29 protein-coding genes, 1 pseudogene and 1 riboswitch are annotated in these 26,071 nt (G+C 41.6%); of the genes and pseudogenes, 4 read left to right on the plus strand and 26 right to left on the minus strand.

The features are described from left to right. Positions 1 to 12: 12 nt before the first annotated feature. The 15 genes from C6W21_RS06435 to C6W21_RS06505 all read right to left on the minus strand — a co-directional run bounded on the left by C6W21_RS06435 (position 13) and on the right by C6W21_RS06505 (position 14,031). Entirely contained in the window at positions 13 to 660 is a 648-nt protein-coding gene (locus tag C6W21_RS06435) for a M23 family metallopeptidase (RefSeq protein WP_106049694.1), read from the minus strand. A gap of 100 nt (positions 661 to 760) precedes the next feature. Continuing rightward, entirely contained in the window at positions 761 to 1,870 is a 1,110-nt protein-coding gene (locus tag C6W21_RS06440) for a sigma X negative regulator (RefSeq protein WP_106049695.1), read from the minus strand. Next, positions 1,782 to 2,390 carry an RNA polymerase sigma factor SigX gene (gene sigX, locus C6W21_RS06445; protein WP_106049696.1) on the minus strand — a complete coding sequence of 203 codons (609 nt, stop codon included), beginning with the start codon at positions 2,388 to 2,390 and terminating at the stop codon, positions 1,782 to 1,784. Before sigX ends, C6W21_RS06440 begins: the two co-directional genes overlap by 89 nt. Before the next feature lie 404 nt (positions 2,391 to 2,794). Further along, positions 2,795 to 4,576, minus strand: a complete 1,782-nt coding sequence (locus C6W21_RS06450; RefSeq protein WP_106049697.1) for an ATP-binding protein — start codon at positions 4,574 to 4,576, stop codon at positions 2,795 to 2,797. After that, on the minus strand, positions 4,573 to 5,295 hold the full coding sequence (locus tag C6W21_RS06455; RefSeq protein WP_003215596.1) for a response regulator transcription factor: 723 nt from the start codon (positions 5,293 to 5,295) through the stop codon (positions 4,573 to 4,575). Before C6W21_RS06455 ends, C6W21_RS06450 begins: the two co-directional genes overlap by 4 nt. Positions 5,296 to 5,382: 87 nt before the next feature. Then, the gene (gene ccsB, locus C6W21_RS06460; protein ID WP_106049698.1) at positions 5,383 to 6,561 is read right to left on the minus strand and encodes a c-type cytochrome biogenesis protein CcsB; all 1,179 of its coding nucleotides are present in this window, start codon (positions 6,559 to 6,561) and stop codon (positions 5,383 to 5,385) included. After that, positions 6,545 to 8,224 carry a cytochrome c biogenesis protein ResB gene (resB, locus tag C6W21_RS06465; RefSeq protein WP_106049699.1) on the minus strand — a complete coding sequence of 560 codons (1,680 nt, stop codon included), beginning with the start codon at positions 8,222 to 8,224 and terminating at the stop codon, positions 6,545 to 6,547. The genes ccsB and resB overlap by 17 nt, the downstream gene beginning before the upstream one ends. Position 8,225: 1 nt before the next feature. After that, positions 8,226 to 8,756, minus strand: coding sequence for a thiol-disulfide oxidoreductase ResA (gene resA / locus C6W21_RS06470; RefSeq protein ID WP_106049700.1), 531 nt, complete (start codon positions 8,754 to 8,756; stop codon positions 8,226 to 8,228). A gap of 90 nt (positions 8,757 to 8,846) precedes the next feature. After that, a complete protein-coding gene (gene rluB, locus C6W21_RS06475; protein WP_034620508.1) occupies positions 8,847 to 9,581 on the minus strand; it encodes a 23S rRNA pseudouridine(2605) synthase RluB in 735 nt (244 codons plus the stop codon). A gap of 135 nt (positions 9,582 to 9,716) precedes the next feature. After that, on the minus strand, positions 9,717 to 10,253 hold the full coding sequence (locus C6W21_RS06480; RefSeq protein ID WP_003216139.1) for a spore maturation protein: 537 nt from the start codon (positions 10,251 to 10,253) through the stop codon (positions 9,717 to 9,719). A 4-nt stretch (positions 10,254 to 10,257) separates the two neighbouring features. Continuing rightward, on the minus strand, positions 10,258 to 10,845 hold the full coding sequence (locus tag C6W21_RS06485; RefSeq protein WP_012010425.1) for a nucleoside recognition domain-containing protein: 588 nt from the start codon (positions 10,843 to 10,845) through the stop codon (positions 10,258 to 10,260). Then, positions 10,833 to 11,984: a D-alanyl-D-alanine carboxypeptidase family protein gene (locus tag C6W21_RS06490; protein ID WP_106049701.1), complete on the minus strand. Its 1,152-nt coding sequence runs from the start codon at positions 11,982 to 11,984 to the stop codon at positions 10,833 to 10,835. Before C6W21_RS06490 ends, C6W21_RS06485 begins: the two co-directional genes overlap by 13 nt. Before the next feature lie 112 nt (positions 11,985 to 12,096). After that, complete coding sequence (locus C6W21_RS06495; RefSeq protein ID WP_106049702.1) at positions 12,097 to 12,576, minus strand: YpuI family protein; 480 nt, start codon at positions 12,574 to 12,576, stop codon at positions 12,097 to 12,099. A gap of 113 nt (positions 12,577 to 12,689) precedes the next feature. Continuing rightward, positions 12,690 to 13,283: an SMC-Scp complex subunit ScpB gene (gene scpB, locus C6W21_RS06500; RefSeq protein WP_106049703.1), complete on the minus strand. Its 594-nt coding sequence runs from the start codon at positions 13,281 to 13,283 to the stop codon at positions 12,690 to 12,692. Then, entirely contained in the window at positions 13,273 to 14,031 is a 759-nt protein-coding gene (locus C6W21_RS06505; RefSeq protein ID WP_106049704.1) for a segregation/condensation protein A, read from the minus strand. The genes scpB and C6W21_RS06505 overlap by 11 nt, the downstream gene beginning before the upstream one ends. Positions 14,032 to 14,240: 209 nt before the next feature. Between C6W21_RS06505 and C6W21_RS06510 the strand changes: the two genes are divergently transcribed. Then, positions 14,241 to 14,333, plus strand: coding sequence for a YjcZ family sporulation protein (locus C6W21_RS06510; protein ID WP_012010430.1), 93 nt, complete (start codon positions 14,241 to 14,243; stop codon positions 14,331 to 14,333). A gap of 87 nt (positions 14,334 to 14,420) precedes the next feature. Further along, positions 14,421 to 14,945 (plus strand): DUF309 domain-containing protein, encoded by a 525-nt coding sequence (locus C6W21_RS06515; RefSeq protein ID WP_106049705.1) that lies wholly within the window; start codon positions 14,421 to 14,423, stop codon positions 14,943 to 14,945. A gap of 23 nt (positions 14,946 to 14,968) precedes the next feature. Here the strand turns inward: C6W21_RS06515 and C6W21_RS06520 are convergent, their stop codons facing one another. From C6W21_RS06520 to C6W21_RS06555, 7 genes and pseudogenes are all read right to left on the minus strand, one after another. After that, positions 14,969 to 15,322 carry a GNAT family N-acetyltransferase gene (locus C6W21_RS06520; protein ID WP_003215830.1) on the minus strand — a complete coding sequence of 118 codons (354 nt, stop codon included), beginning with the start codon at positions 15,320 to 15,322 and terminating at the stop codon, positions 14,969 to 14,971. A gap of 113 nt (positions 15,323 to 15,435) precedes the next feature. Next, positions 15,436 to 15,900: a 6,7-dimethyl-8-ribityllumazine synthase gene (gene ribH / locus C6W21_RS06525; RefSeq protein WP_106049706.1), complete on the minus strand. Its 465-nt coding sequence runs from the start codon at positions 15,898 to 15,900 to the stop codon at positions 15,436 to 15,438. A gap of 35 nt (positions 15,901 to 15,935) precedes the next feature. After that, positions 15,936 to 16,553: pseudogene (gene ribB, locus C6W21_RS06530) on the minus strand (3,4-dihydroxy-2-butanone-4-phosphate synthase); the annotation flags it as partial. 11 nt (positions 16,554 to 16,564) lie between these two features. Next, entirely contained in the window at positions 16,565 to 17,215 is a 651-nt protein-coding gene (gene ribE, locus C6W21_RS06535; protein ID WP_106049708.1) for a riboflavin synthase, read from the minus strand. A 255-nt stretch (positions 17,216 to 17,470) separates the two neighbouring features. Continuing rightward, positions 17,471 to 17,612, minus strand: a riboswitch (FMN riboswitch). A 117-nt stretch (positions 17,613 to 17,729) separates the two neighbouring features. After that, positions 17,730 to 18,074, minus strand: coding sequence for a hypothetical protein (locus C6W21_RS06540; RefSeq protein ID WP_106049709.1), 345 nt, complete (start codon positions 18,072 to 18,074; stop codon positions 17,730 to 17,732). 224 nt (positions 18,075 to 18,298) lie between these two features. Next, a complete protein-coding gene (locus C6W21_RS06545; RefSeq protein ID WP_003215556.1) occupies positions 18,299 to 18,532 on the minus strand; it encodes a DUF2164 domain-containing protein in 234 nt (77 codons plus the stop codon). 230 nt (positions 18,533 to 18,762) lie between these two features. Continuing rightward, entirely contained in the window at positions 18,763 to 19,344 is a 582-nt protein-coding gene (locus C6W21_RS06555; RefSeq protein ID WP_106049710.1) for a TetR/AcrR family transcriptional regulator, read from the minus strand. A 269-nt stretch (positions 19,345 to 19,613) separates the two neighbouring features. Between C6W21_RS06555 and C6W21_RS06560 the strand changes: the two genes are divergently transcribed. Continuing rightward, positions 19,614 to 20,876, plus strand: a complete 1,263-nt coding sequence (locus C6W21_RS06560) for an MFS transporter (RefSeq protein ID WP_106049711.1) — start codon at positions 19,614 to 19,616, stop codon at positions 20,874 to 20,876. A 30-nt stretch (positions 20,877 to 20,906) separates the two neighbouring features. On the opposite strand, the gene C6W21_RS06565 is transcribed toward C6W21_RS06560, so the two are convergent. Further along, complete coding sequence (locus tag C6W21_RS06565; protein WP_106049712.1) at positions 20,907 to 21,344, minus strand: peptidylprolyl isomerase; 438 nt, start codon at positions 21,342 to 21,344, stop codon at positions 20,907 to 20,909. A gap of 321 nt (positions 21,345 to 21,665) precedes the next feature. On the opposite strand from C6W21_RS06565, the gene C6W21_RS06570 reads away from it, so the two are divergent. Beyond that, the gene (locus tag C6W21_RS06570) at positions 21,666 to 22,550 is read left to right on the plus strand and encodes a DUF1002 domain-containing protein (protein WP_106049713.1); all 885 of its coding nucleotides are present in this window, start codon (positions 21,666 to 21,668) and stop codon (positions 22,548 to 22,550) included. Between the two features lie 39 nt (positions 22,551 to 22,589). On the opposite strand, the gene lysA is transcribed toward C6W21_RS06570, so the two are convergent. From lysA to spoVAEA, 3 genes are all read right to left on the minus strand, one after another. After that, positions 22,590 to 23,915 carry a diaminopimelate decarboxylase gene (gene lysA / locus C6W21_RS06575; RefSeq protein ID WP_106049714.1) on the minus strand — a complete coding sequence of 442 codons (1,326 nt, stop codon included), beginning with the start codon at positions 23,913 to 23,915 and terminating at the stop codon, positions 22,590 to 22,592. A gap of 115 nt (positions 23,916 to 24,030) precedes the next feature. Further along, positions 24,031 to 25,503 carry a spore germination protein gene (locus C6W21_RS06580; RefSeq protein ID WP_411266013.1) on the minus strand — a complete coding sequence of 491 codons (1,473 nt, stop codon included), beginning with the start codon at positions 25,501 to 25,503 and terminating at the stop codon, positions 24,031 to 24,033. After that, positions 25,457 to 26,065: a stage V sporulation protein SpoVABEA gene (gene spoVAEA, locus C6W21_RS06585; protein WP_106049716.1), complete on the minus strand. Its 609-nt coding sequence runs from the start codon at positions 26,063 to 26,065 to the stop codon at positions 25,457 to 25,459. The genes C6W21_RS06580 and spoVAEA overlap by 47 nt, the downstream gene beginning before the upstream one ends. Between the last annotated feature and the right edge of the window lie 6 nt (positions 26,066 to 26,071).

Genomic DNA, 26,071 nt, shown 5'->3' on the forward strand with positions numbered 1-26,071 from the left:
AATGCATGAGGTTTATTTTGTTGAAATCATTAAACGGTCCCCCGTTCGGATGAGATGAGTAGTAAGCTCATTGATTTTTTTCAATTGTTCCACAGTCATCTCATGCGCCTTTGCAATCGACCAAAGGGTATCTCCTTGCTTAATGAGATATGTATTTTTTTCATGTCCGTTTACATGAAGAGCCGGTTCTTGGAAACGATCCATCGCGATGATCGTGAGCGGATCTACCGCATCTTCTTTGCTGACCGACCAATTACCCCTGTGCACCTCAAAATGCAAATGAGTGCCTCTAGAAGCCCCTGTGTTACCGATAATGCCGATCGGCTGTCCTGCTTCTACATGGTCATCCTTTTTAACAAAACGCTCGTGTAAATGAGCATAGACGGTTTCATATCCATTTGGATGCTGGATAAACACAACTTCTCCATATGTAACAGATACATACGAACGCGAGACCACACCTTCACTTGCAGCAAATATGGATTCTCCTTCTGGCGCAGCTATATCTAATCCCTTGTGCGAGCCACCTCTTGTCCCAAACAAATCCGTGACTTCTCCTTTTACTGGCTCCACCCATTCGCTTGTTTCCTGTGCATGAGCAAAAGGCGAAAAGATCAACAGCAAAATACAGCTGGCACATATGAAGCAATACCTTTTCATCAGTGACTCCCCTTCTTTGAGGTTCTTTTTATGACAGCTTAGTATACAGCAAGGAAGCTATTTTCTATACATCAAAAAAGAACGCAATTTCTTGCGTCCTTTAACGGTCTTTTATGACAACTGGATTCGGCAGAGCCGGCACCTCTATGGGTTCTTTTAATTCATATGACCCTACTTGATCTATTCCTGCCTGTTGAATGGTGACATCAGTAAAACCAAAATCTTTCGCTGAGAGCAGCAGACCTTCAATGAGTAGAATATGATCAATTGAGTCCGATAATTGTGCTGATGCTCCAAACGTGATGGTCACATGTTTTCCTTTTGAGGTTACTTCTTTAATCGGTTCTTCTTTAATTAATGGATCAAGTCCGGCATCGCTTGTACGCTTCATGGCTTCTACCGCATCTTCAAATGATGAATAATGCGCTTTTGAAGGAACTAAAAAAGTCCCGCTCTTATTCTCTAAAACATAATAAGCGTGCTTTGTTTGTTTTTCAACCGATATCGTTCCAACGCTTCCATTTTCCCCTAATTGAAGGTGAGAACCTTTGGCTGTCTTGACTTGCACCTGCTCATACCTGCTCCATTTTAGCGTTTCTTTTACCATATCTTTAAACCGGTTGGCTTCTTTTAACGTATCAAGGGACAAATCATTTTTTAATTGAAAAATCAGTGTATCCCCTTTTTCGCGAAGGTCCACCATATCAATATAAGATTGAAGAGGTTTTGTCATTTCAGGCAGTTGCACCTGTTCATATGTGTTTACCATATCCTGCAAATGATCATGCTCACCCTCTTTTTCAATACTAATTGGAACCACTTGAGAGGTCGATTCATCTATGTATGCAATGGTCATATACTTTTTCTGTTCTTCACGAGAAACAACGTGTGAGGGCCCATCAGTCTGTTTGACCGCCTCTAATGTGGCATTCACCTGACTTTTGTCAGCTCTTGATTCCATTTTCATTTGCTGATGATGATCTTGAGCAGCCGGCTGAAATAAATGAGGAGAAATTAAAAACGCCATAAATAAAACTACAACGGTTGCGACTGCTGGACCGATCCATTTGGCACTTTTCTTTTTCTGCCCGCTTGCCATCAGCATCTGCTGATATATCTGCTTAGAGGAACGGTTGTCCTCCACCTTTGGAAGCTGACTTAGTAACACCTTGATTCGTTCTTCGCTCCAATCGGACCTGTTCGTTTTCATTCACTAGCTCCTCCTTCAAAAGCTCCATATGTTTTCGGAGCACTTTCAGGCCTCGGTGCTGCGTTGTTTTGACTTTGCTTTCCGAGAACTTTAGCGCCTTTGCCGTCTCCATGATTGAGTAGCCATGGATAAATCTTAAAATGATGACAGCTCGTTGATCAATCGTACAATGATCAAGTGCGGCATAAATTTCTTTTACATTTTCGTCCTGTACGGCCAGTTCGTCTGGGAGCAAGTCTGGGTCCTTTACATCCTGCTTATCCCAATCAAACGTGCCGAGTACCCGTTGTCTAATGGTTTGCTGTTTGCGAAACCAATCAATCGCCACATGCCTTGCAATTGAAAACAGCCATGTTTTCTCGCTGCTTCTTCCTTCAAAAGTTTTATATGAGTGAAGTACCCGAATGTAAACCTCCTGAACGAGATCCTCTGCCTGATTTTTATCTTTAACCATATAAAATAAAAACTGGTACAAATCTTGGTGGTACGAATCATATATTTTTTGAAAGGTTTCATGCATAGGAAACCCCTCCGTTCACTTATTTTTGTCGAGTGACTCTTACAAAACGTTACATTACAACTTTATGACAAATATATTACAAATTCGACAATTTGGGAAGGGCTTTTTGTTTAACTTCTCCTTAAAAATATGAAAATAAAAAAACACTTCTTTTTTTAGAAAAGAAGTGTCAGATTATTGTTGACAAAGGACTAAAATGATCCTTACTTTAGCCCTTTGTCTTCTTTTCAGCGTGATAGAAAACCTTTGCAGTCTAGGAAGGACGAGTACCGGAGCGGAGCGAATTTGACATTCGTGAGCACCGGAGTGCAGACCTGACAAAGAATGCGAGGGTTTGTCTACACGCTGACACTTCTTTTTTTCGAAAAGAAGTGTTTCTCATGTAACAAGATTCTTCGTCAGGATTAGACGAGTTCCTGCTTTTTTCTCGGAATATAAAAGGTAAAGTGTGTACCTGTACCCGCTTTGCTATGTGCATGAATGGAGCCTTGATGCGCCTCTACGATGTTCTTCACAATCGCAAGACCAAGTCCAGTACCAGAACGCCCTCTTGTTCTTGCCTTATCCGCTTTATAGAAGCGCTCGAAAATAAATGGCAGATCCTCTTCCGGGATTCCGCTTCCTGAGTCTTTTACATCCATTTTCAGCCCGTTCTCCACTGATTGGACGGAAAAGTGAACCTCCCCGCCCTCTGGTGTATGACGAATGGCGTTATCAATGAGATTCGTAAACACCTGCTCAATCTTATCCGGATCGAGTACAAAGTGCGGTTCATCCACTTGAATGTCATATGTGAGATCAACTTGCTTTTCTTTCGCAATACCGAGAAACTTGCGGTAAATCTTCTCGGTCAGCTCTTCTGTATCTGTCGATTCAAGATTAAGTGTAATATGGCCAGCTTCCATTCTCGCTAGGTCTAGAAGGTCATTCACAAGACGTCCCATTCGAAGTGATTCGTCGTAGATAATTTGCGCAATCTCTTTCTTTTCCTCTTCTGAGCCTGCAATATCATCTACAATCGCCTCACTATACCCTTGCAGCATGGCAATTGGAGTACGAAGTTCATGACTGACATTGGCAATGAAGTCTTTTCTCAGCTTATCAAGTCTTCGTTCCTCTGTCATATCACGAAGGACCGCAACTGCTCCCCTGACATCCTGCTGATTATAAAGCGGAGACATGAGAAGAACCCAGGTACGCCCTTGCAGCGTGACTTCGATCATTTGCTCTTTTTCTGTGCTGACGGCTGTATGAAACAGTTCTCGCGCTTCTGGCGGCAGTTCATCTCCATCTTTGATCTTCATATTTTGCTCGTAGTACCATGCCTGCAAGAATCGTTCTGCAGGAGGATTCGTCATGAGAATCGTTCCATCAATATTGATGGTGATGACACCATCGGCCATACTGCTTAAAATGTTGGACAAATGTTCTTTTTCTTGATTTAAGGCTGTGATATGGAATTTAAGCTGCTTGCCCATTTGATTAAAGGCGATGGCCAGTTCTCCAATTTCGTCTTGCGTTAATATAGGAATCTTTGTATCAAATTTTCCTTTCGCCAGATCCTGCGCTCCCTCTCTCATCTTTCTGAGAGGATAGGTGACACGTGTTGATAAGAAGAAAGCGAATATAGTGGTCAGAACAATGGCAATTCCCGCTGCTAAGAAGATATAACGCGTCGTATGCTTCGTTGTTTGTTCTACAGCGAGTAATGATTGAGAAAGAAAGACCATGCCTTTTTTTCCGTTTGCCTCAAATGGAACACCGACGACAATTCGTTCATCTTTATGATTACCTGCATTTGGTTCTGCACGTTTACTGATTTTTTTACGATATTTTAGTGCTTGATTCAAATCACTGTCCGCTTCAATTTGTTTCTTTGTAATCGCAGGAAGCTTCCCGTCTTTTTCAGACGAGTACCATTCTAGCCCGTCCTCTTGGATAATCGCAATACTCGTTAATTTGTCAGCAAGCTCTGATGTAATTGACCTTGCGAGTGATTGATCCTCGTGGCTTTCTAAAATGACCGCCACTTTATTTGCCATTTGCGTTAAATCTGACTTTGCTTCTTCTACATGGTAATTCTCAATGAACTCTAAAAGAAGCACGGTTAAAATAGATAAAACGATCAGGACGAGGAAGAGAATGGTTAACCATAGCTTTCCAACGACACTTTTCCACAGTTTCATTCAGCGCCGACCTCAAATTTGTACCCGACACCCCATACCGTCACGATTTTTTTCGCAGCTTCTGGTGACACTTTATTCAGCTTTTCGCGAAGTCGTTTGACGTGGGTATCGACTGTTCTCAAGTCTCCAAAGAATTCATACTGCCATACTTCTTTTAACAGCTTTTCTCTGTCATAAACCTTATCCGGTGTTTTCGCAAGGAAATATAAAAGCTCATATTCCTTCGGCGTGAGACTGACTTCTTTGCCATCAGCTGTCACTCTATGCGCATCGTGGTCAATTGAAAGATGAGAAAACACAAGTACATCCTTTGTTGTTGTCCCAGTATTGAGATAAGACGTTTGAGAAGATCTTCTAAGCAATGCCTTCACACGTAAAACAACTTCACGCGGGCTAAAAGGTTTGACGATATAGTCATCCGTTCCTGCCTCAAACCCTTGCACGCGGTTGGCTTCTTCTCCTTTTGCCGTCAGCATAATGATTGGAGTCGCTTTTTTGTCTCGAATTTGATTACACACTTCGATCCCATCTGTACCAGGCATCATTAAATCGAGCAAAATGAGGTCATAATCTGTTTGGAGTCCTTTTTGAATCGCCTCATCTCCATTTTCAGCTTCATCGATTTCATAATTTTCACGTTCTAAATACATTTTTAAAAGGCGGCGAATTCTTGCCTCATCATCTACGACTAATATTTTCGTTTGAGTTGTGTGTTCCATTAGACAATCCTCCTGCTTTTTCCGTTGTTACATTCATTTTAACAAAAAGCCAAATCGATTCATAAAAAGTTGGCCTTTTTCATTTGATTACGCGTAAGAATGAAGCCCTGCAATCACAAGATTGACAAAGATGAGATTAAACATAATGATGGCGAATCCGATAACAGCTAACCAAGCGGACTTTTCGCCATGCCACCCCCTGGATAAGCGAAGATGAAGGTATGCTGCATAAAAGAGAAACGTAATCAATGCCCATACTTCCTTCGGGTCCCAGCCCCAGAACCGAGTCCAGGCGATTTGTGCCCAGATCATTGCAAAAATCAGCCCGCCTAACGCAAATACAGGGAAACCAATGGAAACAGCTCTATATCCAATTTCATCGACTAAATCTAGGTTCACCTGCTTTACAAGCGGTTGAAGCAGAGCGCTCAGTCGCTTGCGAATGATCAACCGAATCAGCCCATACATGATCAGTCCCGTGCCAAATGACCATAACACCGTATTGACCTTTCTACCTGAAAAAACAGGCGGCAAATCAACAAACGGTTCCAAACGATCTTGCGTCACAAGCTCTCCTTTATGAGGTCCAACTAGAGCTGGCAGCTCATAGACCATCACACTTTCCTCTTTATTTTTATCGATCCAATTAAATTTTGCTTCGTATCCTGTCATTCTAAAGATGGACGTGACAGCGATAAATGCAAGTGTGACAACAATCATAAACATGACGAGCTCTAAACCAAATGTCTTCTTCCCTGGCTTTGTTTGATCGACATGCTTTAATAAGAAGATGACACCTGCCACAAAACTGATCGCTAAAATGGCTTGCCCAAGTGCTGCTGTTGTCACGTGAATATAAAGCCAATTACTTTGTAGTGATGGAATCAGCGGTGAAATATCAGACGGGAACATACTTGCATAGGCAATAATCAATAAAGCGATTGGAAGTGTAAATAAACCAAGTACAGACACTTGATACACAAAATATAAAATGATGAATGCGAGCACAAGCATCATGCCAAAAGCTGTTGTGAATTCAAACAAATTACTGACTGGTGCATGACCAGACGCCATCCACCTTGAAATAAAATAGCCAAATTGACTTAAAAAACCGATGATAGTGAGCGTAATACCGATAAGTGCCGCCTTATTCCTGCGCGGTCCATCAACTTTCTTTTTTCCTTTAATGGCACCACCAAAAAAAGGAACTGCCGCTAAATACAATAGAAAAGCTGCAAATAACAGGTTTTCACTGACTGCCGCCATCTAATCCTTCCCCCTTGCTTTTGCTGATACTTGTTGTATCAGGCAGTTCTTTTTGATCAACTGGCTGTTTGATGCCACTGTCACTTAGGATCACGCCAAGATCAGCCTTTAAGCCAAACCAGTTTTTGTTTGTGTGTCCTGCCACAAATACTTTTCCATCCTTTGCAGACAGCCAAATTCTTCTATGCTGCCAATACATCCCCTGCACGACACCAATCATGAAGATAATCCCGCCTACGATGAGCACCAAAAGAGTTAAATCTTTTCTAACCGTCAATCCCGTGACGTTTTTCGTTTCCACTCGATCAAACTTCATTTTATATAGGTTGTTATCAGAGCCCTCTACTGTCTCTTGAATCGCCACAAAGCTTTTTTCACCTTTAGGCTTTTCAGGAGAAACCATTTCAAACACGAAAGCAGGATTATTCGGATTCCTTGTTTTCGTACTCGGCGTTCCATCATCGTCAAAATAAAAATCAGGGAGATAGCTCATCACTTTGACCTTGTAACCGCTACCAAGATCATATTCTGACTTAGGCTCCAGCAGATTAATCTTCACTGTTCCGAAAGATTTTTCTGTATCTTTACGAATCAGCTGAAAGACCATTTGATCGAGTTCATTTTGTTTAAAATCCACTTGATATAATGAGAAGTGATCAAACTTGAGCGGTTCGTTCACTTTGATATCGTGTTCTGTTACCTGCTTCAGCTTGGGCTTTTCACCAAACACAACTTCCCCTTCACGTTTGTATAAAGTGGCATCGGTTTTATAACTTTTCACCACTTGACCGTCGCCAGCTCTTTCAATCGCATTCTCAAACACTTCTTTTTCATTTCCAGTTTCATAACGGTCAATTGAAAACGCATTATTTTTCAAGAAATATTGACCATCTGTGCCTGGAATTGGGGCCGTTTCACCTTCTCGGACCCACAGCGTTTCATCTACATACATGCCTGGGACAAACCGGAGCATCGATCCAATGAGAAAGATGATTAATCCAATGTGATTGACGTAAGGGCCCCAGCGTGAAAAGCGGCCTTTTTCAGCTAAAATATGTCCGTTTTCTTCTCGCATGCGGTAACGCTTTTGTTTCATTGCTCTCATGATGCCTTCATATGTATGCTGATCTAACGTTTTGTCTGTCTCACTGAACAGACGCTGTCTTCTCATAAAGCCTTCTTTTTTGATAACGCCTTGGTTTTTGAGTGCTCGATAAAGAGGAATGACCCGGTCGAGACTACAAATGACAAGGGAGATTCCGATTGATGCGACTAAAGCTAAAAACCACCAAGAACTATAAAGATCATGGAATCCAAGTATGTAATACAGCTTACCAAACGACCCATATTGCTCTTCATAATAGGTGGAAGCAGATGCACCTGGCGGAATAAATCGCTCCTGTGGAAAAATCGTTCCAAGCGAAGAAGCGAACAGTGTAATGACAATCAGCCACACACCCACTTTAACGGAAGAAAAAAAGTTCCATACTTTATCAACAATCGTTTTGTTGTATGTTTGCGAGCGTCTCGCACTGCCGTCATATCTCATATCAAGCAGCTTTGAAGAGTTTTTCTCTTTAGCCGCAATAGGATTCCCGCATGATTCACATAAAACAGTACCGATTGGATTAATATGTCCACACTCGCACTTTACCTCTTTCATTCTATGACCCCTTTGGTTTAATCAAATTCATATATTCATAGACATTACGTTCTGTCATGGTTCCCTTTATGACTTTGATTACCTTGCCTTCAGGATTAATTAAAAATGTGGTTGGCAGCGGCGTAATATCATATGCCTCTGTCACTTGACGATCTTTGTCCATGGCAACAGGAAAATTCACGCCATAGGATTCCATAAAATTCTTCACGGCAATATTGGATTCCCCAACATTGACTGCAACAATTTCCACACCGCGATCCTTGAACACTTCATATTGATTTGCCATGTAAGGGAATTCTTGTTTACACGGACCACACCAAGTCCCCCAAAAATTTAGAAAGATGCCTTTGCCTTTTAAGTCCTTTAATTCAATCCGTTCCCCATCCACAGATTGAAGGACAAAGTTTGGCGCAATAGATCCTTCTTTGACCCGATCCTGTTTGGCAAATACTGAGTTATACATGGTATAACATAGTGCAGCAAGCATCACGAGGAGAATGCCCGTCCGTATGAAAAACCGTCTTTTTTTCATCTGAAGTACCCCTTCCCCATAGACATTCAGGTAAATTATAGCATTCTCCTTCTTTTGATGCTTCTTCATTTTTTGAAGTTTATGTGAAAATTAAAAAGCGCTTTTCCCGTGATCTGCAATTGCTCTCAGGCGCTTTACTTCATGCGGTGTTAATTCTCTGCGGTCTCCTGGTCTCATGCCTTCAATATGAAGGAACGCATATTGCTCTCTTTTTAGCTTTAACACATCATGACCGATCGCTTCAAACATGCGGCGCACCTGTCTGTTTCTGCCTTCATGAATGGTTAATTGAACAATAGATGTCTGCTTACGTTTATCGATAGAAAGCATCTTGGCACGAGCACGTGCAGTCTTTTTATGATCTAACATAATCCCTTTTTCTAGCTTTCTAAGCAATTCCTTTGATGGGATGCCTTTTAGCTTCGCTGCATATGTTTTATCAATTTCGTATTTCGGATGCATGAGCTTATGGGCAAATTCCCCGTCATTTGTAATTAAAATCAAACCGCTCGTATCATAATCTAAGCGGCCGATTGGATACAGGCGCTGCGGGACATCATCAAAGAAATCTGTAACGACCTTACGTCCTTTATCATCCTCAGCAGCTGAAATGACGCCGCGCGGTTTATAAAGCATAAAGTAAACCGGTTCTTCTCTTTCAAGCTTTAATCCGTTGACTTCAATTTTATCTGAAGAGCCCACTTTTACTCCGAGCTCTGTCACTGTCTGGCCATTAACGGTAACTCGTCCTTCTTTAATTAATTCTTCTGCCTTTCGTCTAGAAGCGACGCCGGCATGTGCAATTACTTTCTGTAAACGTTCCATTTGTCTTTCACCTCATGTACTATCTTACTTGCTTGACTTAAAACAAACAAGCATTCGTGGAAAAATAAGCGATTCGTCTGTCTAATTTCAGCTAAAAAGCGATTTTCCATCCATGAAATACAAAAAAGCGCCTCATTAGGCGCCGCTGAATAACAAACTGACGATGATGACAGATGCAATGATTCCAATGAGGTCTGCTAACAGACCTACTTTCAGCGCATCTCCCATCTTTTTAATACCGACTGCTCCAAAATAGACCGTTAAAATGTATAAGGTGGTATCAGTTGACCCTTGCATGACAGCTGCGAGCTGTCCGATAAAAGAATCTGGTCCATATGTCGCAATGAGGTCTGATGTCATCCCGAGTGCGGCCGTGCCAGATATCGGACGAATAAACGCAAGCGGCACCACTTCTGCCGGGAAGCCGATCGCTGTAAACACGGGTTTTAACAGTCCCATGACAAAGTCAAGCGCACCAGACGCACGGAATATCGTAATGGCCACAAGCATACCGACTAAATAAGGAATGATTGAAAAGGCAATTTGAATGCCCTCTTTTCCGCCCTCGACAAATGTTTCATAGGTCGGTACCTTTTTAATGGTTCCCGCAATCAAAATTCCTGCGATGATCAGTGGGATCAAAGCAAGTGACAGCCAGTTAATAAATGACACGAGATCACCCCCGCCTGCTTCTGCGATAGTGGAAATAGCGATCAATGAGAATTGCACCGATTCCTGAAATGAGTGTCGCCAAAATGGTTGGTCCTACAATGTCTGTTGGCTGATCTGCACCATAGGTCATTCTAATCGCAATGACGGTTGTTGGCACAAGTGTGATAGAGGATGTGTTGACCGCTAAAAATGTAATCATGGACCGGCTTGCTTCATTTTTTCCGCCGTTTAATGCTTTCATCTGCTCCATTGCCTTAATCCCAAGCGGTGTAGCGGCATTCCCGAGACCAAAGAAATTCGCCATAAGGTTGGACAAAATATATCCCATTGCGGGATGGTTAGGCGGAATATCCGGAAATAGCTTTGAAATAAAGGGACGGCACAATTTACTAAAGAAATTTAACAGACCAGCCTCTTCTGCAATCTTCATCAGCCCGAGCCAAAAAACGAGGACACTAATCAAACCAATTGAAATGGTAACTGCTTCTTTTGATCCCTTAAATACAGCTTCGTTTACTTCCTCCATCGTTCCGTTAAACATCGCATAGACAAGACCGATGACAGTGAGGAATACCCAAATTAGATTGACCATGAAGATCCGCCTATAGATGTCTGAAAGACAGACTTAAACATTTCTTGAAAGCTTTTTTGAGGCATTCGATTTCGTTTATTTTCATAAAAAATCGGAACTTGCTCGATCACCTGTCCATCTAATAAAAACGTCATTTTCCCTACAACATCCGGGATGGCTTCAGCGTTTTTTTCCCACTTCTTTTGAGGGGTAAGCATTTCCGTTTCAATTTCCACTAGCTTTTTTTCATCTTCATTTAAGAAATAGTCCACATCACGCTTGATAAATGCTTTTTTATCGTAAAAGGTTCCTTTTAACGAAGCGAGTCTTCCTTTTTCAGCAAGTACGTACGTTTTATAGTGATCAAATGCATATTCAAACATAGAGATATGATCCTTCCAGTCATCTGGGGCATTAATGGTCACAGCGATCAGCGCGGCATCCCCTTTTGCAGCTGTAGAGACAAGTGTGCGTTTTGCAAGCTTCGTATATCCCGTTTTCCCCCCAGTTGAATATTGATATAAACCAGTGAGAAGCTTGTTTTTATTTTTCCAATAGCCTTCCATCGTTTTCGCTTTATAGAAAGTCGTGCCCGCAATTTTTTGATATTGTTTATGCTCCATGGCGTATTTTGTTAAGATAGCCATGTCATAGGCTGATGAATAATGATGTTTATGATCATCGAGTCCATGAGGATTTTGAAAATTCGTATTCTCCATTCCTAGTTCAGACGCTTTTTGATTCATCATAAAAATAAAGCCTTCTAAGCTGCCGCCCACATGCTCTGCAATGGCAACAGCTGCATCATTTCCAGAACGCAGCATAAGCCCGTACGTCAAGTCTTCTAGGCTCACCTTCTGTCCTTCCTTTAAATAAATTGATGAGCCCTCTGCTTGAATCGCGCGTTTTGATACCTTGACGGTGTCTTTCATTTTTCCTGATTCAATGGCTAATACAGCCGTCATAATTTTCGTGATACTGGCGATTCTTCTTTTTTCATGCTCGTCCTTTCCAAATAGGACTCTGCCTGACTGTCCATCTATTAAAATGGCGCTTCTTGCACTCACCGATAATGATATGTCTGCTTTGGCATGTGGGGAAAAAGGCAGTAAGAGTGTAAATAGAAGAAGGACTGCTGTTCCAATTTTTAAATAGGGCATGTTCATTCACGTCCTTGTCCGTTTTGTACAAGTGTATGCGCGGCTGAAAAAGTTATGATGCCTCGTCTATAAAAAAAAGCGTCTCTAAATATAGAGACGCTCCTTCCTCTTGCTATACCATTTTCATTTGCTGATGAGATGTCGTATATTCTAGCTCTTCTCTCATCGCTAAAAAATCTTTTTCTAATGAAGAAAATAATCGTTTGATATCAGCGGATACTTCATGGTGGAAAACAATGCTGCCCTTTCCTGTATACGCGGAACGGCTGTCTTCATACCATGTATCCTTTTTCGGCGTGAAAAACTCTTCAATACATTGATGATAAATACGGTAAAGCGTCTGCTGCGCAGCTTGCTGCGGGAATGTCTGCTGCTGGCTGATTTTCCTGCAAACTGCCGCTGCATCCTCGCTGTACACTGCAAGCTTCCGTAATGTACTCAATATGTCACAATAATAGGCTTCCGCTTCAGGGTTTAATCGTTTCATGCTTGATAAGGTAGCTTCGTTCAGAAAACCATTCATTTCAGTTGCAACCTTTGATAAAAAGACGCCTGCTTGATCAACTTGAGCCTTTACATTCATATGTGCCATTTGTTTCGTGTTTACCTTCCCCTCATGGCTTTATGACCATTTTATCTGACATCAATAGATGTTAGACCTAAAATCTTTTTTATATTTTATCATACATTTTTCATTCTTTAGAACTATTTTATCTCTTCAAATGTTTGATTGAAGTTTTCAAAAAATAGATCAGCCTCTTCTTGTACACCATCTGCTTCCACATTCTCTGGAAGCGGCGGTAATTCATCCAAGGCCTTTAAGCCAAACTGCTCTAAAAAGGTAGGCGTTGTCCCATAAAGAATCGCTCGCCCCGGGCCATCGGCACGTCCAACTTCACAGAGCAGCGCTTTGGCTACTAAACTATGAAGCACCCGCTCTGATTTGACTCCTCTGATCTCCTCTACATCACTGCGTGTAATCGGCTGTTTATAAGAAACGATTGCGAGTACCTCAAGTGCTGCCTGTGACAAACCTTTAGATGGGGTCTCGACTAATTTTTTCAAATAAATGCTGTATTCTTTTTTCGTCAGCAGCATATATGAATCTGCATATTCGATGAGCTCAATCCCTCGTTCTTGTTTTTGATATTCTTCCTTTACGGCAGACATAATGTCGAGTAATGCTGCCTCTTCTACTTCAAGAACAGACATGAGCTGTTTTTTTGTTAAGCCTTCGTCACCTGCTGCATACAGCAGCGCTTCTATGATGGCTTTCCAATTCACGATATCAAGCGTCATGAATCGTTTCACTCCCTATTATATAAATGTCTTCAAAGTTTCCTTCCTGCTCTAACATGATTTGATGACTTTTCATCAATTCAAGAACAGCAAGAAACGTCACGACAAGATGCTCCTTTTGATCATGTTGAAATAGAGTCATGAAATTGGTCCGCTTTTTCGTTTTTCTTAAATGGTTCATAATCTCATTCATTTTGTCTTCAATCGGGATTTCTTGTCTTGTAATCTTAGATGGTGCTGGTTTCGTTATTTTTTTTCGGTTCAATACCTTTTGGAACGCACCTAACATATCATACACCGTCACATGTAAGTTTGTGTCCTTCGCTTCCGATTCTTTTGCAAATTCGCTTAAATCACTCGGAGGTTTTGTAAAAGCATTTTGCCTTTCTTCCTCGCGTTCCTTTAGTTCTTGTGCTGCATCTTTATACTTTCGGTATTCAATCAATTTGCCAATCAGCTCTTCTCGAGGGTCCTCTTCCTCTTCGAGCAGGTCTTCATCAAATAGCTCTTCCTCTTGTTTCGGAAGGAGCATTCTGCTTTTAATACTCAGAAGGGTTGCAGCCATCACCAAATATTCACTTGCTACATCAAGTTCAAGCTCCCTCATTGTGTGGACATATAATAAATACTGCTCCGTAATTTTAGCAACGGGAATATCATAAATATCAATTTCCAACCGGTTGATTAAATGTAAAAGTAAGTCCAAAGGACCTTCAAACGAATCTATTTTCACCTGATATTCCAGCATTTTTTTCTCACCATTTCTACTGTCTTCTAAGTACCGTTTCACCGGCTAACTTTTAGTATAAGACAGGATAAAGCTCTCGTCCAATATAATTTCGACCATGATGTCCTAGGCAAAACAAGAAAAACAGTGGTTTCGCCCATACCACTCAGGGCATTTATACATAGAATACCATTGTAAACAGAACTGATGAAAAAGGAGGCCGTATCATTATGGGAGATGGCTATAACTTTGGCGGAGGATTCGCGCTTATTGTCGTGCTTTTCATCTTGCTGATCATCGTTGGCGCGGCTTGGGTTTATTAAAGAAACAGAGCGTTCTTTCACGAAGGGCGCTCTTTCTTCTTTTCTTTTCAATATGTTAGACTGAGAGTGGAAAAGGAGATGACCACTGTGTATCCTGAAGCGTACGTGGCTTTTTTGCATGAATTTCATACGACAAGAGATTATTTTGAGTGTCATGAAATTCTTGAGGAATATTGGAAGGAAGACCCGCCTGAGCAGCGCAAAGAATATTGGGTTGGTTTCATTCAGCTTGCCGTTGCATTGTATCATCAAAGACGGGGAAATGGAAAAGGAGCAAAACGGCTCATTTCAAACAGCCTGCACTTGCTGGAAGCAAACCGGTCCGTATTATCGAACCTCGGCCTGGATGATGAGGCGTTTCTCATGCTTCTGAGAACGTTAAAGAAGAAAATGAATGAAGACATGCCCTACGAAAGTGTAATGCTCCCGATCAAAGATAAAGCGCTTCTTTCTTTATGCCAAGAAATGGCCCAAAAAGAAGGACTGACCTTTGGACAGGAGAGCAACTTATCCCACACATTTTTGATCGAAAAACATAGACTGCGTGACCGGACAGATGTATTGCTTGAACGAAAAAAGCAGATCGAACGTAAAAAAAGCAGAGGACTGTAGCCTCTGCTTTTACATGTGTGATATTAATTTGTTTCGCTGTGACACTTATGAAAGAAGCCTTGCGTTAATTCATTTGGAATGAGTGTTTTGGTTTTGAATACCTCTTCCACGGCTAAAACCATTTCCTTGCCGATTCCTTGATCACGATGGGATGGATTCACACTAATATGCTCGATTTGTACTTGGTCGTCTGTTTTCAACACACCAATGGCACCTACGATATCCTCGCCATCTTTCCAAAGGAACAGCTGCCGATTTTCATCCATTTCATACGACTTCATCGTCTGCTGAAGCTGTTTGACGTCTTTCTCACCCGGCATGAAGGAGAGTAGCCCCATGGCAATTTTTTCAAAAGACCTCTTATAACGAATTAACATATATACCCCTCAATATTCAAATTATCCTAATGTCCAGCAAATGTCTCACGATTCATTTGCTCATCACACATTATAAACATTTTTATACCGTTTTTAAACTCTTTTTCACTAAATTAACGAAAGGTTCGATTGAGATTCGCCATTTCAATGGCAGCTACAGCCGATTCGCTGCCTTTATTTCCAGCTTTCGTACCGGCTCTTTCGATGGCTTGTTCAATGGATTCTGTTGTTAGTACACCAAAGATAATCGGTACCCCTGTTGACATGGCACTTTGAGCAATTCCTTTAGCGGCTTCATTACAAACATAATCATAGTGAGTTGTTGCGCCCCGGATCACGGTTCCAAGTGTAATGACAGCATCGTATTTTTCTGTTTCAGCTAGTTTTTTTGCCATGTACGGAATTTCAAAAGCACCCGGTACCCACACGACATCAATATCGTCACCGTTTGCTCCGTGTCTGAGCAATGTATCTTCTGCTCCGTCAAGCAGTTTACTTGTAATAAAGTCATTAAATCTCGCGACGACGATTGCAAATTTTAGTCCTTCTGCTACTACATGCCCTTGTATTGTATTCATATGTTGATCATCCTTTTTTGTGATTTTTATTTTGTTTCGATAGTTGCTGTTCGGTTAATGTTTAAATAAGTCTGCAATGCTTCTATTGTCAGCATCTTTAAACCGTGCTGTTTTTGGATCTCTTTTAGTTCAGGAACGCGCGCCATTGAGCCATCTACATTCATAATTTCACATATGACACCCGCTGGCTCTGAACCTGCCAGTTTCGCAAGATCTACCGCCGCCTCTGTATGACCTGGTCTTTCTAGTACGCCGCCCTCTTTTGCAATGAGCGGAAACACATGACCTGGGCGGGCAAATTCTTCTGGTGCTGCGTCTTTATTTAACATGGCAAGCATGGTCATAGAGCGCTCAAAAGCACTAATACCAGTCGTCGTTGTCACATGATCGATGCTCACTGTGAATGCTGTATGGTGTGCATCTGTATTTTGTTCTACCATTGGATGCAGGTTCAGGTGTTTGGCGATCGACGCATGGACCGGTGTACAAATGAGGCCTCTTCCATGTAAAGCCATAAAGTTAATGACTTCAGGCGTGGCATGCTCAGCAAGTGCCACAAAATCACCTTCATTTTCTCTGTCTTCATCATCCACTACGATAATGATTTCTCCTTGCTTAAGAGCATTTACTGCTTCTTCTACTGAATGATACATACAATCGCCTCCTAGAATCCGTGCTCTTTTAAAAATGATGGGGTCAATCGGGATGGCTGCTTTTCGCCTTGTTCTTTTGTTAAAAAGCGATAAATATATTTACCGATCATGTCACACTCTATATTCACAATCTCTCCCATGGATTTAGTCTGGAAAATAGTTCCTTCAAGCGTATGAGGAATAATAGAGACTGTGACGTGTGAATCTTGCAAATCGAAAATGGTTAAGCTGACACCATCTATTGCGATCGAACCCTTTTGCGTGAGCATATCTGTGAGGGCCTTGTCCATCTCTAAATCATAGTAAATGGCATTACTTTTCTTTTCTATTCGGGTAATGACTGCCGTCCCGTCAACATGGCCTGAGACAAAATGACCGCCGAATCGTCCATTCGAGGACATGGCCCGCTCTAAATTCACTGGGCTGCCTGATGTCAGCTGATCCAGCGATGTCGCTTTGACCGTCTCTGGCATCACATCTGCTGCGAACTGTGCATTTGTAAAGCTTGTGACTGTAAGACATACCCCGTTTATCGCAATGCTGTCTCCGAGGTGAACATCTTCTAGCACACGGCTGCACTTAATGACAATTTCCATGGCATCTGCTGATTTTTTACTTAATGACTGAACGGTGCCTACTTCTTCAATTATCCCCGTAAACATGTGATCCTCCCTTTCTTTTCATTTGTATTTCTCACTTTATAAAAAAGCGATGTTAGGGACATGTGATCGATTGAGCACCTTCGTCGCTTTTTATGGTCCATACAAGGTAGATGAGGGATCACCTAATAAAACACTGCATGCCGTCTATTACATTACATGTACATACAGAAAGCCCCGGAAAAAATTCCGGGGCTTTGGCTTTTTTGCATCAGAAATAAAACTATGATCAACAAATATTTTTCGTTCATAGCTTTCTTTATCCTTCTCCCATCCAGACTTTCACTGTCGGCTTCAGCTTTTCACTGAATCAACCGTTAATAAATTAACGGGTCACGGGCTGTAAAGCATTTGCTTTATTACCGTCGGTCGGGATTTTCACCCTGCCCCGAAGGATACAATCGATATTTAGCTGTCCTTAGGGGCTATTATAGCGATCCTTGTTATCAAATGCAACAATCAAGATTTCTTGATTCATTTCACAAAAAAAAAGCCTCCTTATAGGAAAGGAGACTTGTTAATTAACGACTTTTACTACTTTTATAAGACCATCTATTCTTTTTTCATTACTAAAGTAGGCTTTAATACGATCGCCTTTCTTCAAGTCGGACACATCATCTTCGAATTTCTTTCCATTAAAAATGATTTTTGTGCCGTTTTTTGCTTGACCGTAATATTCATCTCCATCAATTTTCGTAATGGTATATTCATAGATGGTATAATCTTTATCATTATTTGTTAAGCTTTCACCAATGGCTGTTGGCACATCTTCAATTTTCATGCCATTCATGTATAAATAACCTGCGCCTAAACAAAGCAGTAAAACAAATAAGATAGCAATTTTCAATTTAATTTTCCCCATATTTAGAACCTCCATCATCTGCACTTCGCCTATTTGTATGTTTTATTCCTTCTTTTGATGAAATAAAACCAAAAGAGCTGATTTTCATTAATGGTTACTTATATAACGATTGAGATGGACCTTTGGTTCCACCTTTTCATCATTACATATAATACGAATATGCGTTCTTTATTAAGGGGGTCTCTTTCCTCTTTATCAGTTAGTAGGGCGCACACCATTGATGATCATCTTTTCTCGAGTGCGAATAGGTCTTCCTCTAACAATTGCGATCTCTGAACAGCGATGTTTCGGCTGTCACGAACCCCTTGATTATAATAGTAGCTTCCAAGATTTTTTGTGATAAATTCTAGTATATTGATCGCTGCTAATTCACCAATCTCTTCTTCTCGTTCTTCGGCAAAGTAACGCTGAATGGCAATCATCATTTGATTTTTTTCTTCTTTTGTTAATGGTTTCAAATTATCTCCTGCTTTCTTTCAGCATGACGACACGCTTTTTTGATTTACACTGTCATCTGTTTTTCAGTTGAATGTGGCGATACCCACAAATACGAATGTTTGTTCTCTTATCATATCACAAAATCGAGTTCTGTCCATCACTGTCCTAAAAGAAAAAGCGTATTTTGATATTTAGATCAAAATACGCTATCACTCTAAGTAAAGGAGGATGCCATAGCATGTTGTCCATTTTATTTGAATATGGAAAGTATCGTCACTATAGAATGATCTAAAAATGAACGCTCTGGACGAGATTTCATGAGGACGGTAAGTCCAATGAAAGAAACGACCAGTGTCTGTGCTAAAGCTTTAGCATTCAGGCTGCTTTCGAGCTCACCCGAGCGAATACCTTGAACAATCCTTTCTTCAAAAATGACCGAAAGATACATCTGATGCTCTCTTGTAAGAATTTCAAATTTCTCTTCGTGTGGCGCAAGTTCCACTATTGTATTGATGCAAAAACACCCTTTATTCGGACCATCTCTATATTCCTCTTCTGCTAAATCTGCAAATAATGCATGAAATGCATCCTTTGCAGAAAGATTGTTTTGAAGTTTTGTTCGAATATGGGCAGCATGCTGCTTTGTATATTTGCGTAATGCGGCCTCAAATAATTCCTCTTTATCTCCAAACGCTGAGTATAAACTTGGCCGTTGTATTCCCATTTTTGCAGTCAAATCGCTTAATGTAGTGGCCCTATACCCCTTTTCCCAAAAAAGCACCATTGCCTCATTCAACGCTTTTTCCTTGTCAAATTCCCGTTGTCGAACCATCAGCAATTCCTCATTTCAACATTAAAATTTCTTCACAAAGTCAGGCATCTATTTCTTGATATTATACTCTATTCGGTTACCAATCGGTACATTATAATTCTATTTTATTGACGTACTAATGTCAAATTGCCTTCCTCTCTCAAGATCAGCATAGATCAACTGGATTAAAGTCTTGACTTTAAAACGTTTTGTTGGTTATCCTTAACAGGAATCATAATATATCAATCAGTATATTATACTTTTTAGTACAAAAGGAGACGATGAAATGCATGGTGAAAGAAAAAATCACTTCCATTGAACATCCTGATATGGAAACGACTCATTTACAAATCAAACCGAGATCAACGATGACTCACTATATGGCACTGCTGTTTGCGACAGCCTGCGGGATGGCAGTTGCAAACATATACTTTGCACAACCGTTATTAGACTCCCTCGCATCCGAGTTTGGTATCACCTATTCATCCATTGGCATGGTCATTACGATTACTCAGCTTTGTTATGCGCTGGGACTGCTACTGATAGTACCACTTGGTGATCTGTACAATCAAAGGCGGCTCATCATAGCTCAGATGCTAGTATCCGTGTTATCTCTGATTCTAGTCGGTATCGCCCCTACCGCCACCGTCCTGTTCACAGGGCTAGCTGCGGTTGGACTGCTTGCTGTGGTCACTCAGATACTCGTAGCGTTCGCAGCGACTTGGGCTGCTCCAGAAGAGCGAGGTCGTATTGTTGGCTTGGTTCAAAGTGGAATTGTGATTGGTATTCTTCTCGCACGAACCTTTGCTGGTGTACTAACCGATCTCGCCGGCTGGAGGTCAGTCTATCTCGTTTCTGCCGTTATAATGCTCCTCATAACAGGCGTATTATACCGGTATCTCCCGCACGCTGACAGCGAGAAAGCGTCAATATCCTATATGAAGCTGCTCGCTTCAATGTTTACATTGTTCAGACAAGAACAAATTCTGCGCATCCGAGGCATACTGGGTTTTCTGATCTTTATCGTGTTTGGTACGTTGTGGACTTCACTCGTACTGCCTCTCAGTACCACGCCATACAATCTTTCACATACGGCGATTGGTGCATTTGGTCTTGCTGGAGTTGCCGGAGCATTAGGCGCTGCTCGGGCTGGAAGCCTTGCTGATCGAGGCTTAGGACAGTTCACAACTTGCGTAGCCCTTGTCCTATTACTCGTTTCATGGTTTTTTATCTTTTTCACTGAATATTCACTTATTTTATTGATCATCGGTATTATCATTCTTGACCTATCTGTGCAGGCCGTACATGTGACCAATCAGAGTATGATTTTCACTGTGCGGCCTGAGGCGAGAAGCCGGCTTACTGCTGCTTATATGATTTTTTACTCCATCGGCAGTGCGACTGGTTCTATTGTTTCAACCAGCATATACGCAAACGATGGCTGGATCGGGGTATGTTTATTTGGTGCCTCTGTCAGCGCCATTGCCCTTTTGTATTGGATCATCACCTACCGTCTTACGGAACAATTAACAGTAAAATCAGATTTAAAATAAAAAAACACCGCAATTAAGCGGTGTTTCGGATTAAGCATCGACAACTTCGACTTTTTCCATACCTTGGCCTTGTTCCATATCTAGAACAGCCTCGATACCAGATGTTACTTTGCCAAAAACAGTGTGAACACCGTTTAAATGTGGCTGAGGGTCATGTACGATAAAGAATTGGCTCCCACCTGTGTCTTTACCAGCATGCGCCATTGAGAATGAACCTCTTTCGTGTTGATGTGGATTTCCTTCTGTTTCACATTTAATTGTGTAACCAGGACCACCCGTTCCATTCCCGTTTGGATCGCCGCCTTGGCTGACGAAGCCTGGGATGACGCGGTGGAATTTTAATCCATCGTAGAAGCCTTCATTCGCTAATTTTTCAAAGTTTGCTACTGTACCTGGAGCAGCCTCAGGGTATAGTTCAAACTCAATTTTCTTTCCATTCGTTAGTTGTATGTATCCTTTTTTCGCCATTTTTCACATTCTCCTTTCAGGTTAAACAACGCTCATTATAGCACATTTTCGGTGATGTTAAACATCCCCTGCTCTTTGATTGTGATTTACCTCTTTTCTTAGGATTGATACAATGGAAGAGCTTGATCCTTTTTTACTATTAAATTGATAACAGACTGAGCAACATGTCTTCATTTATTGGAACAGGAAAACATCTTAAAAAGAAAATTGAAACGTCGAATCGATTTGTTACGTCTATATGATGGAGTGCATTTCTTTACGTGTACTCAAAAGATGAGTTTCTCTTGAAAGGGGAACCCTTTCGACTTGAAGGAGGTCAACATGTTTAAAAAATCAATGCTTGGTATGATGGCAGCGCTCCTTTTCCTAATTGGTGCGCCAAAAGTCAGCTTAGCGGATGCAGCTGTCGGCGATGTCATCGTCACACTTGGGCAAGACTTAACTCCGGCTGATCGCCAGAAGGTGCTTGACGAGTTGAATCCACCTGAAAATGCAACAAAAATTGAAGTAACCAATAAAGAAGAGCATGAATATTTAGGAAAGTATATCCCTCGTTCTTCTATCGGGACGAGAGCATTATCATCTTCATCTATCACCATTGAAAAATCAGGTACTGGTCTGACTGTGGATACACATAACATCAAGACCATTACAGATGAGATGTATTTAAATGCTTTAATGACAGCAGGTGTCAAGGATGCCAAGGTTGTCGTGACTGCGCCGTTTGAAGTTTCTGGTACAGCCGCACTCACAGGTCTATTAAAAGCCTATGAAGTGTCAAGCGACAAAGCCATTCCAGAAGATGTGAAGCAGGTAGCAAACGAAGAGCTTGTGACAACTTCTAAATTGGGTGACTCCATCGGGAAAGACAATGCTTCTGCCCTTATTGCAAAAATCAAAGATGACATTGCGAAAAATGGTGTCCCTAAAACAACAAAAGAAGTAGAAGAAAAAGTGGATCAGGCTGCTTCTGATTTAAACTTAAATCTAACACAAGATCAAAAGGATCAGCTCATTTCACTATTCGATAAAATGAAGAACATCAATATCGATTGGAACCAAGTCGGGTCTCAAATTGATAAAGCAAAAGACAAGATTACGAAATTCATAGAATCAGATGAAGGGAAAAACCTTCTTCAAAAGATTTGGGATTTCTTTGTCTCCATTTGGAACGCGATCGTCTCTGTATTTACTGGAGCAAAATAAGTCATAATAAAAAAGCTGTCTGGATATCAGGCAGCTTTTTTACGTAGATGATTTCACTTTTGATTGATACGGTAAATCAAGTTTGACAATATCCGCATATGTTTCGCGTTCAACCACAAGCTGCGCTTCCCCGTCTTCTACAAATACAACAGCCGGGCGCGGGATGCGGTTATAGTTGTTTGACATACTGTAGCCGTAAGCTCCGGTACAAAAGACAGCTAATAAATCTCCTTGTGATAACTCTGGCAGATCGATATCCCAAATGAGCATATCTCCGCTTTCACAGCATTTCCCTGCAATGGACACCGTTTTATCATGCGTTTGGCTCATTTTGTTGGCACTGGCCGCTTCATATTTCGCTTGGTATAAAGCTGGGCGAATGTTGTCACTCATTCCCCCATCTACCGCAACATAATCGCGAATGCCAGGTACATGTTTTGATGAACCGATCGTATAAAGCGTTGTCCCTGCATCTCCAACAAGAGAGCGACCTGGCTCAATCCAAATCTCCGGCATATCAAACTCATAGCGGGCCACGTTCTCTTTTACAGCTTGGATAATTTTCTCGACGTATTCTGTCGCAGGAAGTGGTTCATCTTCTTGTGTATAACGGATGCCAAAGCCGCCGCCTAAGTTTAACACGGTCGAAATAAAACCAAATGATTCTCTCCATTCATCCAGCTTCAAAAAGATTTTATCAGCTGCAAGGACAAAACCAGCCGTATCAAAAATTTGTGAACCGATATGGCAATGAACGCCTAACAGCTCGATCACTTCTGATCCAAGCACTTGTTTCACCGCTTCATCTGCTTGTCCATTGTGAAGGTCAAAACCAAATTTGGAATCCTCTTGGCCTGTTGTAATGTAATCATGCGTATGCGCTTCGACACCTGGTGTGATACGGAGCAGCACTTTTACCTGTTTTGACAGCTCTTGACCAAGCTCTTCAATGAGCTTCATTTCGTAGAAATTATCTACGACAATACAGCCGATCTCGTGCTCTAACGCCATTTTCAATTCTTCTCTGCTTTTATTGTTGCCATGGAAATGAATTTTTTCTACCGGAAAGCCGGCGCAAATGGCTGTGTGAAGCTCCCCACCTGATACGACATCAAGAGATAATCCTTCTTCCTTGGCAAGCTGAAACATCGCGATGGAGGAAAATGCTTTACTCGCATATGCTACCTGCGCTTTTAACTCTTCTTCTATAAATGCTTTTTGAAAGCTTTTTGCACGCTCCCGTATTAAAGCCACATCATATACATAAAGTGGTGTCCCATACGTTTCAGCTAAAGAAACGGCATCAACACCACCAATTTCTAAATGACCGAGTTCATTTTGTCTGCAAGTGCCGTGTAAATACAATGTCATTCCCTCTTTCTCCGCCTCGGCTGAAAAAAGACAGCTGCGTGAGCTGCCTTTTGCCGTTTCTCAAAGTTAAAAATACAATATCACAATCTTCAGCCACTTTCAATGAGCGTTAAGAATTTGGCGGAATTTTTGATCTGTTTTGAGGGTGAACGATGCTTGGCCTTACTTTTGAGCCAGGAACTGACGTCCGAATTAACACTTGCCATAAAGCTTTCCCATTAAAAGGAAGGAACGGCCACATATAAGGCGTCTGCAATGAACGAATGGATGTTAAATAGATGATTAACAACGTAAAACCAATGATGAGTCCATTCAGCTTAAAGATCGCTACTAGGGCTAGTATGATGAGTCGTACAATCTTATTGGCGACACTCAGCTCATAGCTTGGGGTTGTAAATGTACCGATTGCCGCTAGTGAGACGTATAAGATGACCTCTGGCGTAAATAAACCGACATCAATGGCGATTTGTCCAATTAAAACAGCCGCAATCAGCCCCATGGCGGTCGACAAAGCGGTTGGCGTATGTATCGCTGCCATCCTTAAAAATTCCACCCCAAAATCAGCAAGGAATACTTGAACAATCACAGGAATATGAGAGGGTTTGTTAAAGCCAATATAGCTTAAATTGTCCGGCAGAAGACTTGGTTCAAGGATAAACAGAAACCAAATCGGTAAAAGAAATGTTGAACATAAAATGCCTAAAAAGCGTACCCATCTTAGGAACGTACCAACTGCAGGTGCCTGGCGGTATTCTTCTGCGTGCTGAACGTGGTGAAAAATGGTGGTTGGCGTAATGATGACACTAGGAGATGTGTCCGTAATGATGATGACATGCCCTTCTAGTATATGGTTAGCGGCGACATCTGGACGCTCGGTGTAACGTACAAGTGGAAAGGGATTGTATCCTTGTTTAATAATGAATTCTTCAATCGTTTTATCAGACATCGTCAGCCCATCGACTTTGATTCCTGACACTTCTTTTTCGATAATATCCACAAGATCTGGGTCCGCAATATCTTCAATGTAGCAAACACATACATCCGCTTTCGAACGTTCGCCTACTTTGAGCATTTTGTATCTCAGTTTTTCATCTCGCACCCTTCTTCGAATGAGTGCTGTATTGACAATAATATTTTCAACAAAGCCGTCTCTTGCGCCCCGGACAACCTTTTCTGTATCCGGCTCCTCTGGCATTCTGCCAGGGTAGCTTCTGACATCAATGATAAATGCGTAGTTTTCACCTTCTACTACAACTGCCACAAGCCCCGACAGCACTTGGTCTACCGCTTCATCGAGCGTTTCAACCTTCGAGACCTGCTGATTGACTAGACGGTTCTCGACCACACGTGCCAGGTCATCTGATTCAGGTTCGTTGTCATTGATTTCAATTAGCTCTTTTAATAAGTAGATGACATACTGTGTATCACACAGTCCGTTTACATAGTAAAGTTGGATTTCCTGATCGTGTATATAAATTTTCCGCACGCCAAGGTCAAAGCTAAGACCCATTCCGACATTTTCCTTGAAGTAATCTTCATTTTTCTTCGGGTCTCGGTACACGTTTACCTTGTCTTTCTTCATAGAAACCACTCCTTTCTAAAATTAATTCAACTGCTTTCATTGTGATCGGAGACCCCTTGCTCAGATCATCTTTACGTCCCATTTTGCCAATATCTCCAATCCCAACAACAAACGGAAGATCGAGCGAGTCAAGACAATACACTGTATCTCCGCTCATTTTATGAGGTTCCATTTCGGGAAGACCGTGCTTGTCGACACCGTATTCTGTCAGTTCACCCTCCCGGTCAATGGAAACATGAACCTTTGTCCATTCAGCTTGATGCGTTTTGGATGCAACGGCGATTGCTCCAATGACTTCAATTGCGGGGTGACGCGCAACATGTTTCATCGCCGTCTCCCCTATTCCTTCACCTGTCAGGCCAGAGTCATCAAACATGACAAACACTGGATCATACGGCGTTTTTAAAATCATCTGCACAAGTTCAGGCCCTGTCCGTTTGCTTGGATTTCCTTTTGAGCTGGAAATACATCGTCCACCGACTTTTTTAGCAGCAAGCTCAATGGTTTTGGCAGCATATATATCTCCGTCTGTCACTAAAATGACTTTCCGTCTTTGCCCCATATTAGG

Origin of the sequence: Bacillus sp. NMCN1 (genome assembly GCF_002998085.1) — a bacterium.
Classification (GTDB): domain Bacteria; phylum Bacillota; class Bacilli; order Bacillales; family Bacillaceae; genus Bacillus.

Bases quoted from the DNA above. Each gene is read 5' to 3' on its own strand.
- C6W21_RS06565 (WP_106049712.1), bottom strand. From the start codon at position 21,344: ATGGCGAAAAAAGGATACATACAACTAACGAATGGAAAGAAAATTGAG.
- ccsB (WP_106049698.1), bottom strand. From the start codon at position 6,561: ATGGCGGCAGTCAGTGAAAACCTGTTATTTGCAGCTTTTCTATTGTAT.
- C6W21_RS06485 (WP_012010425.1), bottom strand. From the start codon at position 10,845: ATGGTCAATCTAATTTGGGTATTCCTCACTGTCATCGGTCTTGTCTAT.
- C6W21_RS06450 (WP_106049697.1), bottom strand. From the start codon at position 4,576: ATGAAACTGTGGAAAAGTGTCGTTGGAAAGCTATGGTTAACCATTCTC.
- C6W21_RS06520 (WP_003215830.1), bottom strand. From the start codon at position 15,322: ATGTTAATTCGTTATAAGAGGTCTTTTGAAAAAATTGCCATGGGGCTA.
- scpB (WP_106049703.1), bottom strand. From the start codon at position 13,283: ATGACGCTTGATATCGTGAATTGGAAAGCCATCATAGAAGCGCTGCTG.
- C6W21_RS06495 (WP_106049702.1), bottom strand. From the start codon at position 12,576: ATGGCACATATGAATGTAAAGGCTCAAGTTGATCAAGCAGGCGTCTTT.
- ribH (WP_106049706.1), bottom strand. From the start codon at position 15,900: ATGAATACAATACAAGGGCATGTAGTAGCAGAAGGACTAAAATTTGCA.
- C6W21_RS06540 (WP_106049709.1), bottom strand. From the start codon at position 18,074: ATGGGGAAAATTAAATTGAAAATTGCTATCTTATTTGTTTTACTGCTT.
- C6W21_RS06440 (WP_106049695.1), bottom strand. From the start codon at position 1,870: ATGAAAACGAACAGGTCCGATTGGAGCGAAGAACGAATCAAGGTGTTA.
- spoVAEA (WP_106049716.1), bottom strand. From the start codon at position 26,065: ATGGGGCAAAGACGGAAAGTCATTTTAGTGACAGACGGAGATATATAT.
- resB (WP_106049699.1), bottom strand. From the start codon at position 8,224: ATGAAAGAGGTAAAGTGCGAGTGTGGACATATTAATCCAATCGGTACT.
- sigX (WP_106049696.1), bottom strand. From the start codon at position 2,390: ATGCATGAAACCTTTCAAAAAATATATGATTCGTACCACCAAGATTTG.
- C6W21_RS06505 (WP_106049704.1), bottom strand. From the start codon at position 14,031: ATGCTGGAATATCAGGTGAAAATAGATTCGTTTGAAGGTCCTTTGGAC.
- C6W21_RS06580 (WP_411266013.1), bottom strand. From the start codon at position 25,503: ATGAAGAAAGACAAGGTAAACGTGTACCGAGACCCGAAGAAAAATGAA.
- rluB (WP_034620508.1), bottom strand. From the start codon at position 9,581: ATGGAACGTTTACAGAAAGTAATTGCACATGCCGGCGTCGCTTCTAGA.
- C6W21_RS06510 (WP_012010430.1), top strand. From the start codon at position 14,241: ATGGGAGATGGCTATAACTTTGGCGGAGGATTCGCGCTTATTGTCGTG.
- C6W21_RS06570 (WP_106049713.1), top strand. From the start codon at position 21,666: ATGTTTAAAAAATCAATGCTTGGTATGATGGCAGCGCTCCTTTTCCTA.
- C6W21_RS06560 (WP_106049711.1), top strand. From the start codon at position 19,614: ATGGTGAAAGAAAAAATCACTTCCATTGAACATCCTGATATGGAAACG.
- C6W21_RS06490 (WP_106049701.1), bottom strand. From the start codon at position 11,984: ATGCCCTATTTAAAAATTGGAACAGCAGTCCTTCTTCTATTTACACTC.
- ribE (WP_106049708.1), bottom strand. From the start codon at position 17,215: ATGTTTACGGGGATAATTGAAGAAGTAGGCACCGTTCAGTCATTAAGT.
- C6W21_RS06455 (WP_003215596.1), bottom strand. From the start codon at position 5,295: ATGGAACACACAACTCAAACGAAAATATTAGTCGTAGATGATGAGGCA.
- C6W21_RS06555 (WP_106049710.1), bottom strand. From the start codon at position 19,344: ATGGTTCGACAACGGGAATTTGACAAGGAAAAAGCGTTGAATGAGGCA.
- resA (WP_106049700.1), bottom strand. From the start codon at position 8,756: ATGAAAAAAAGACGGTTTTTCATACGGACGGGCATTCTCCTCGTGATG.
- C6W21_RS06435 (WP_106049694.1), bottom strand. From the start codon at position 660: ATGAAAAGGTATTGCTTCATATGTGCCAGCTGTATTTTGCTGTTGATC.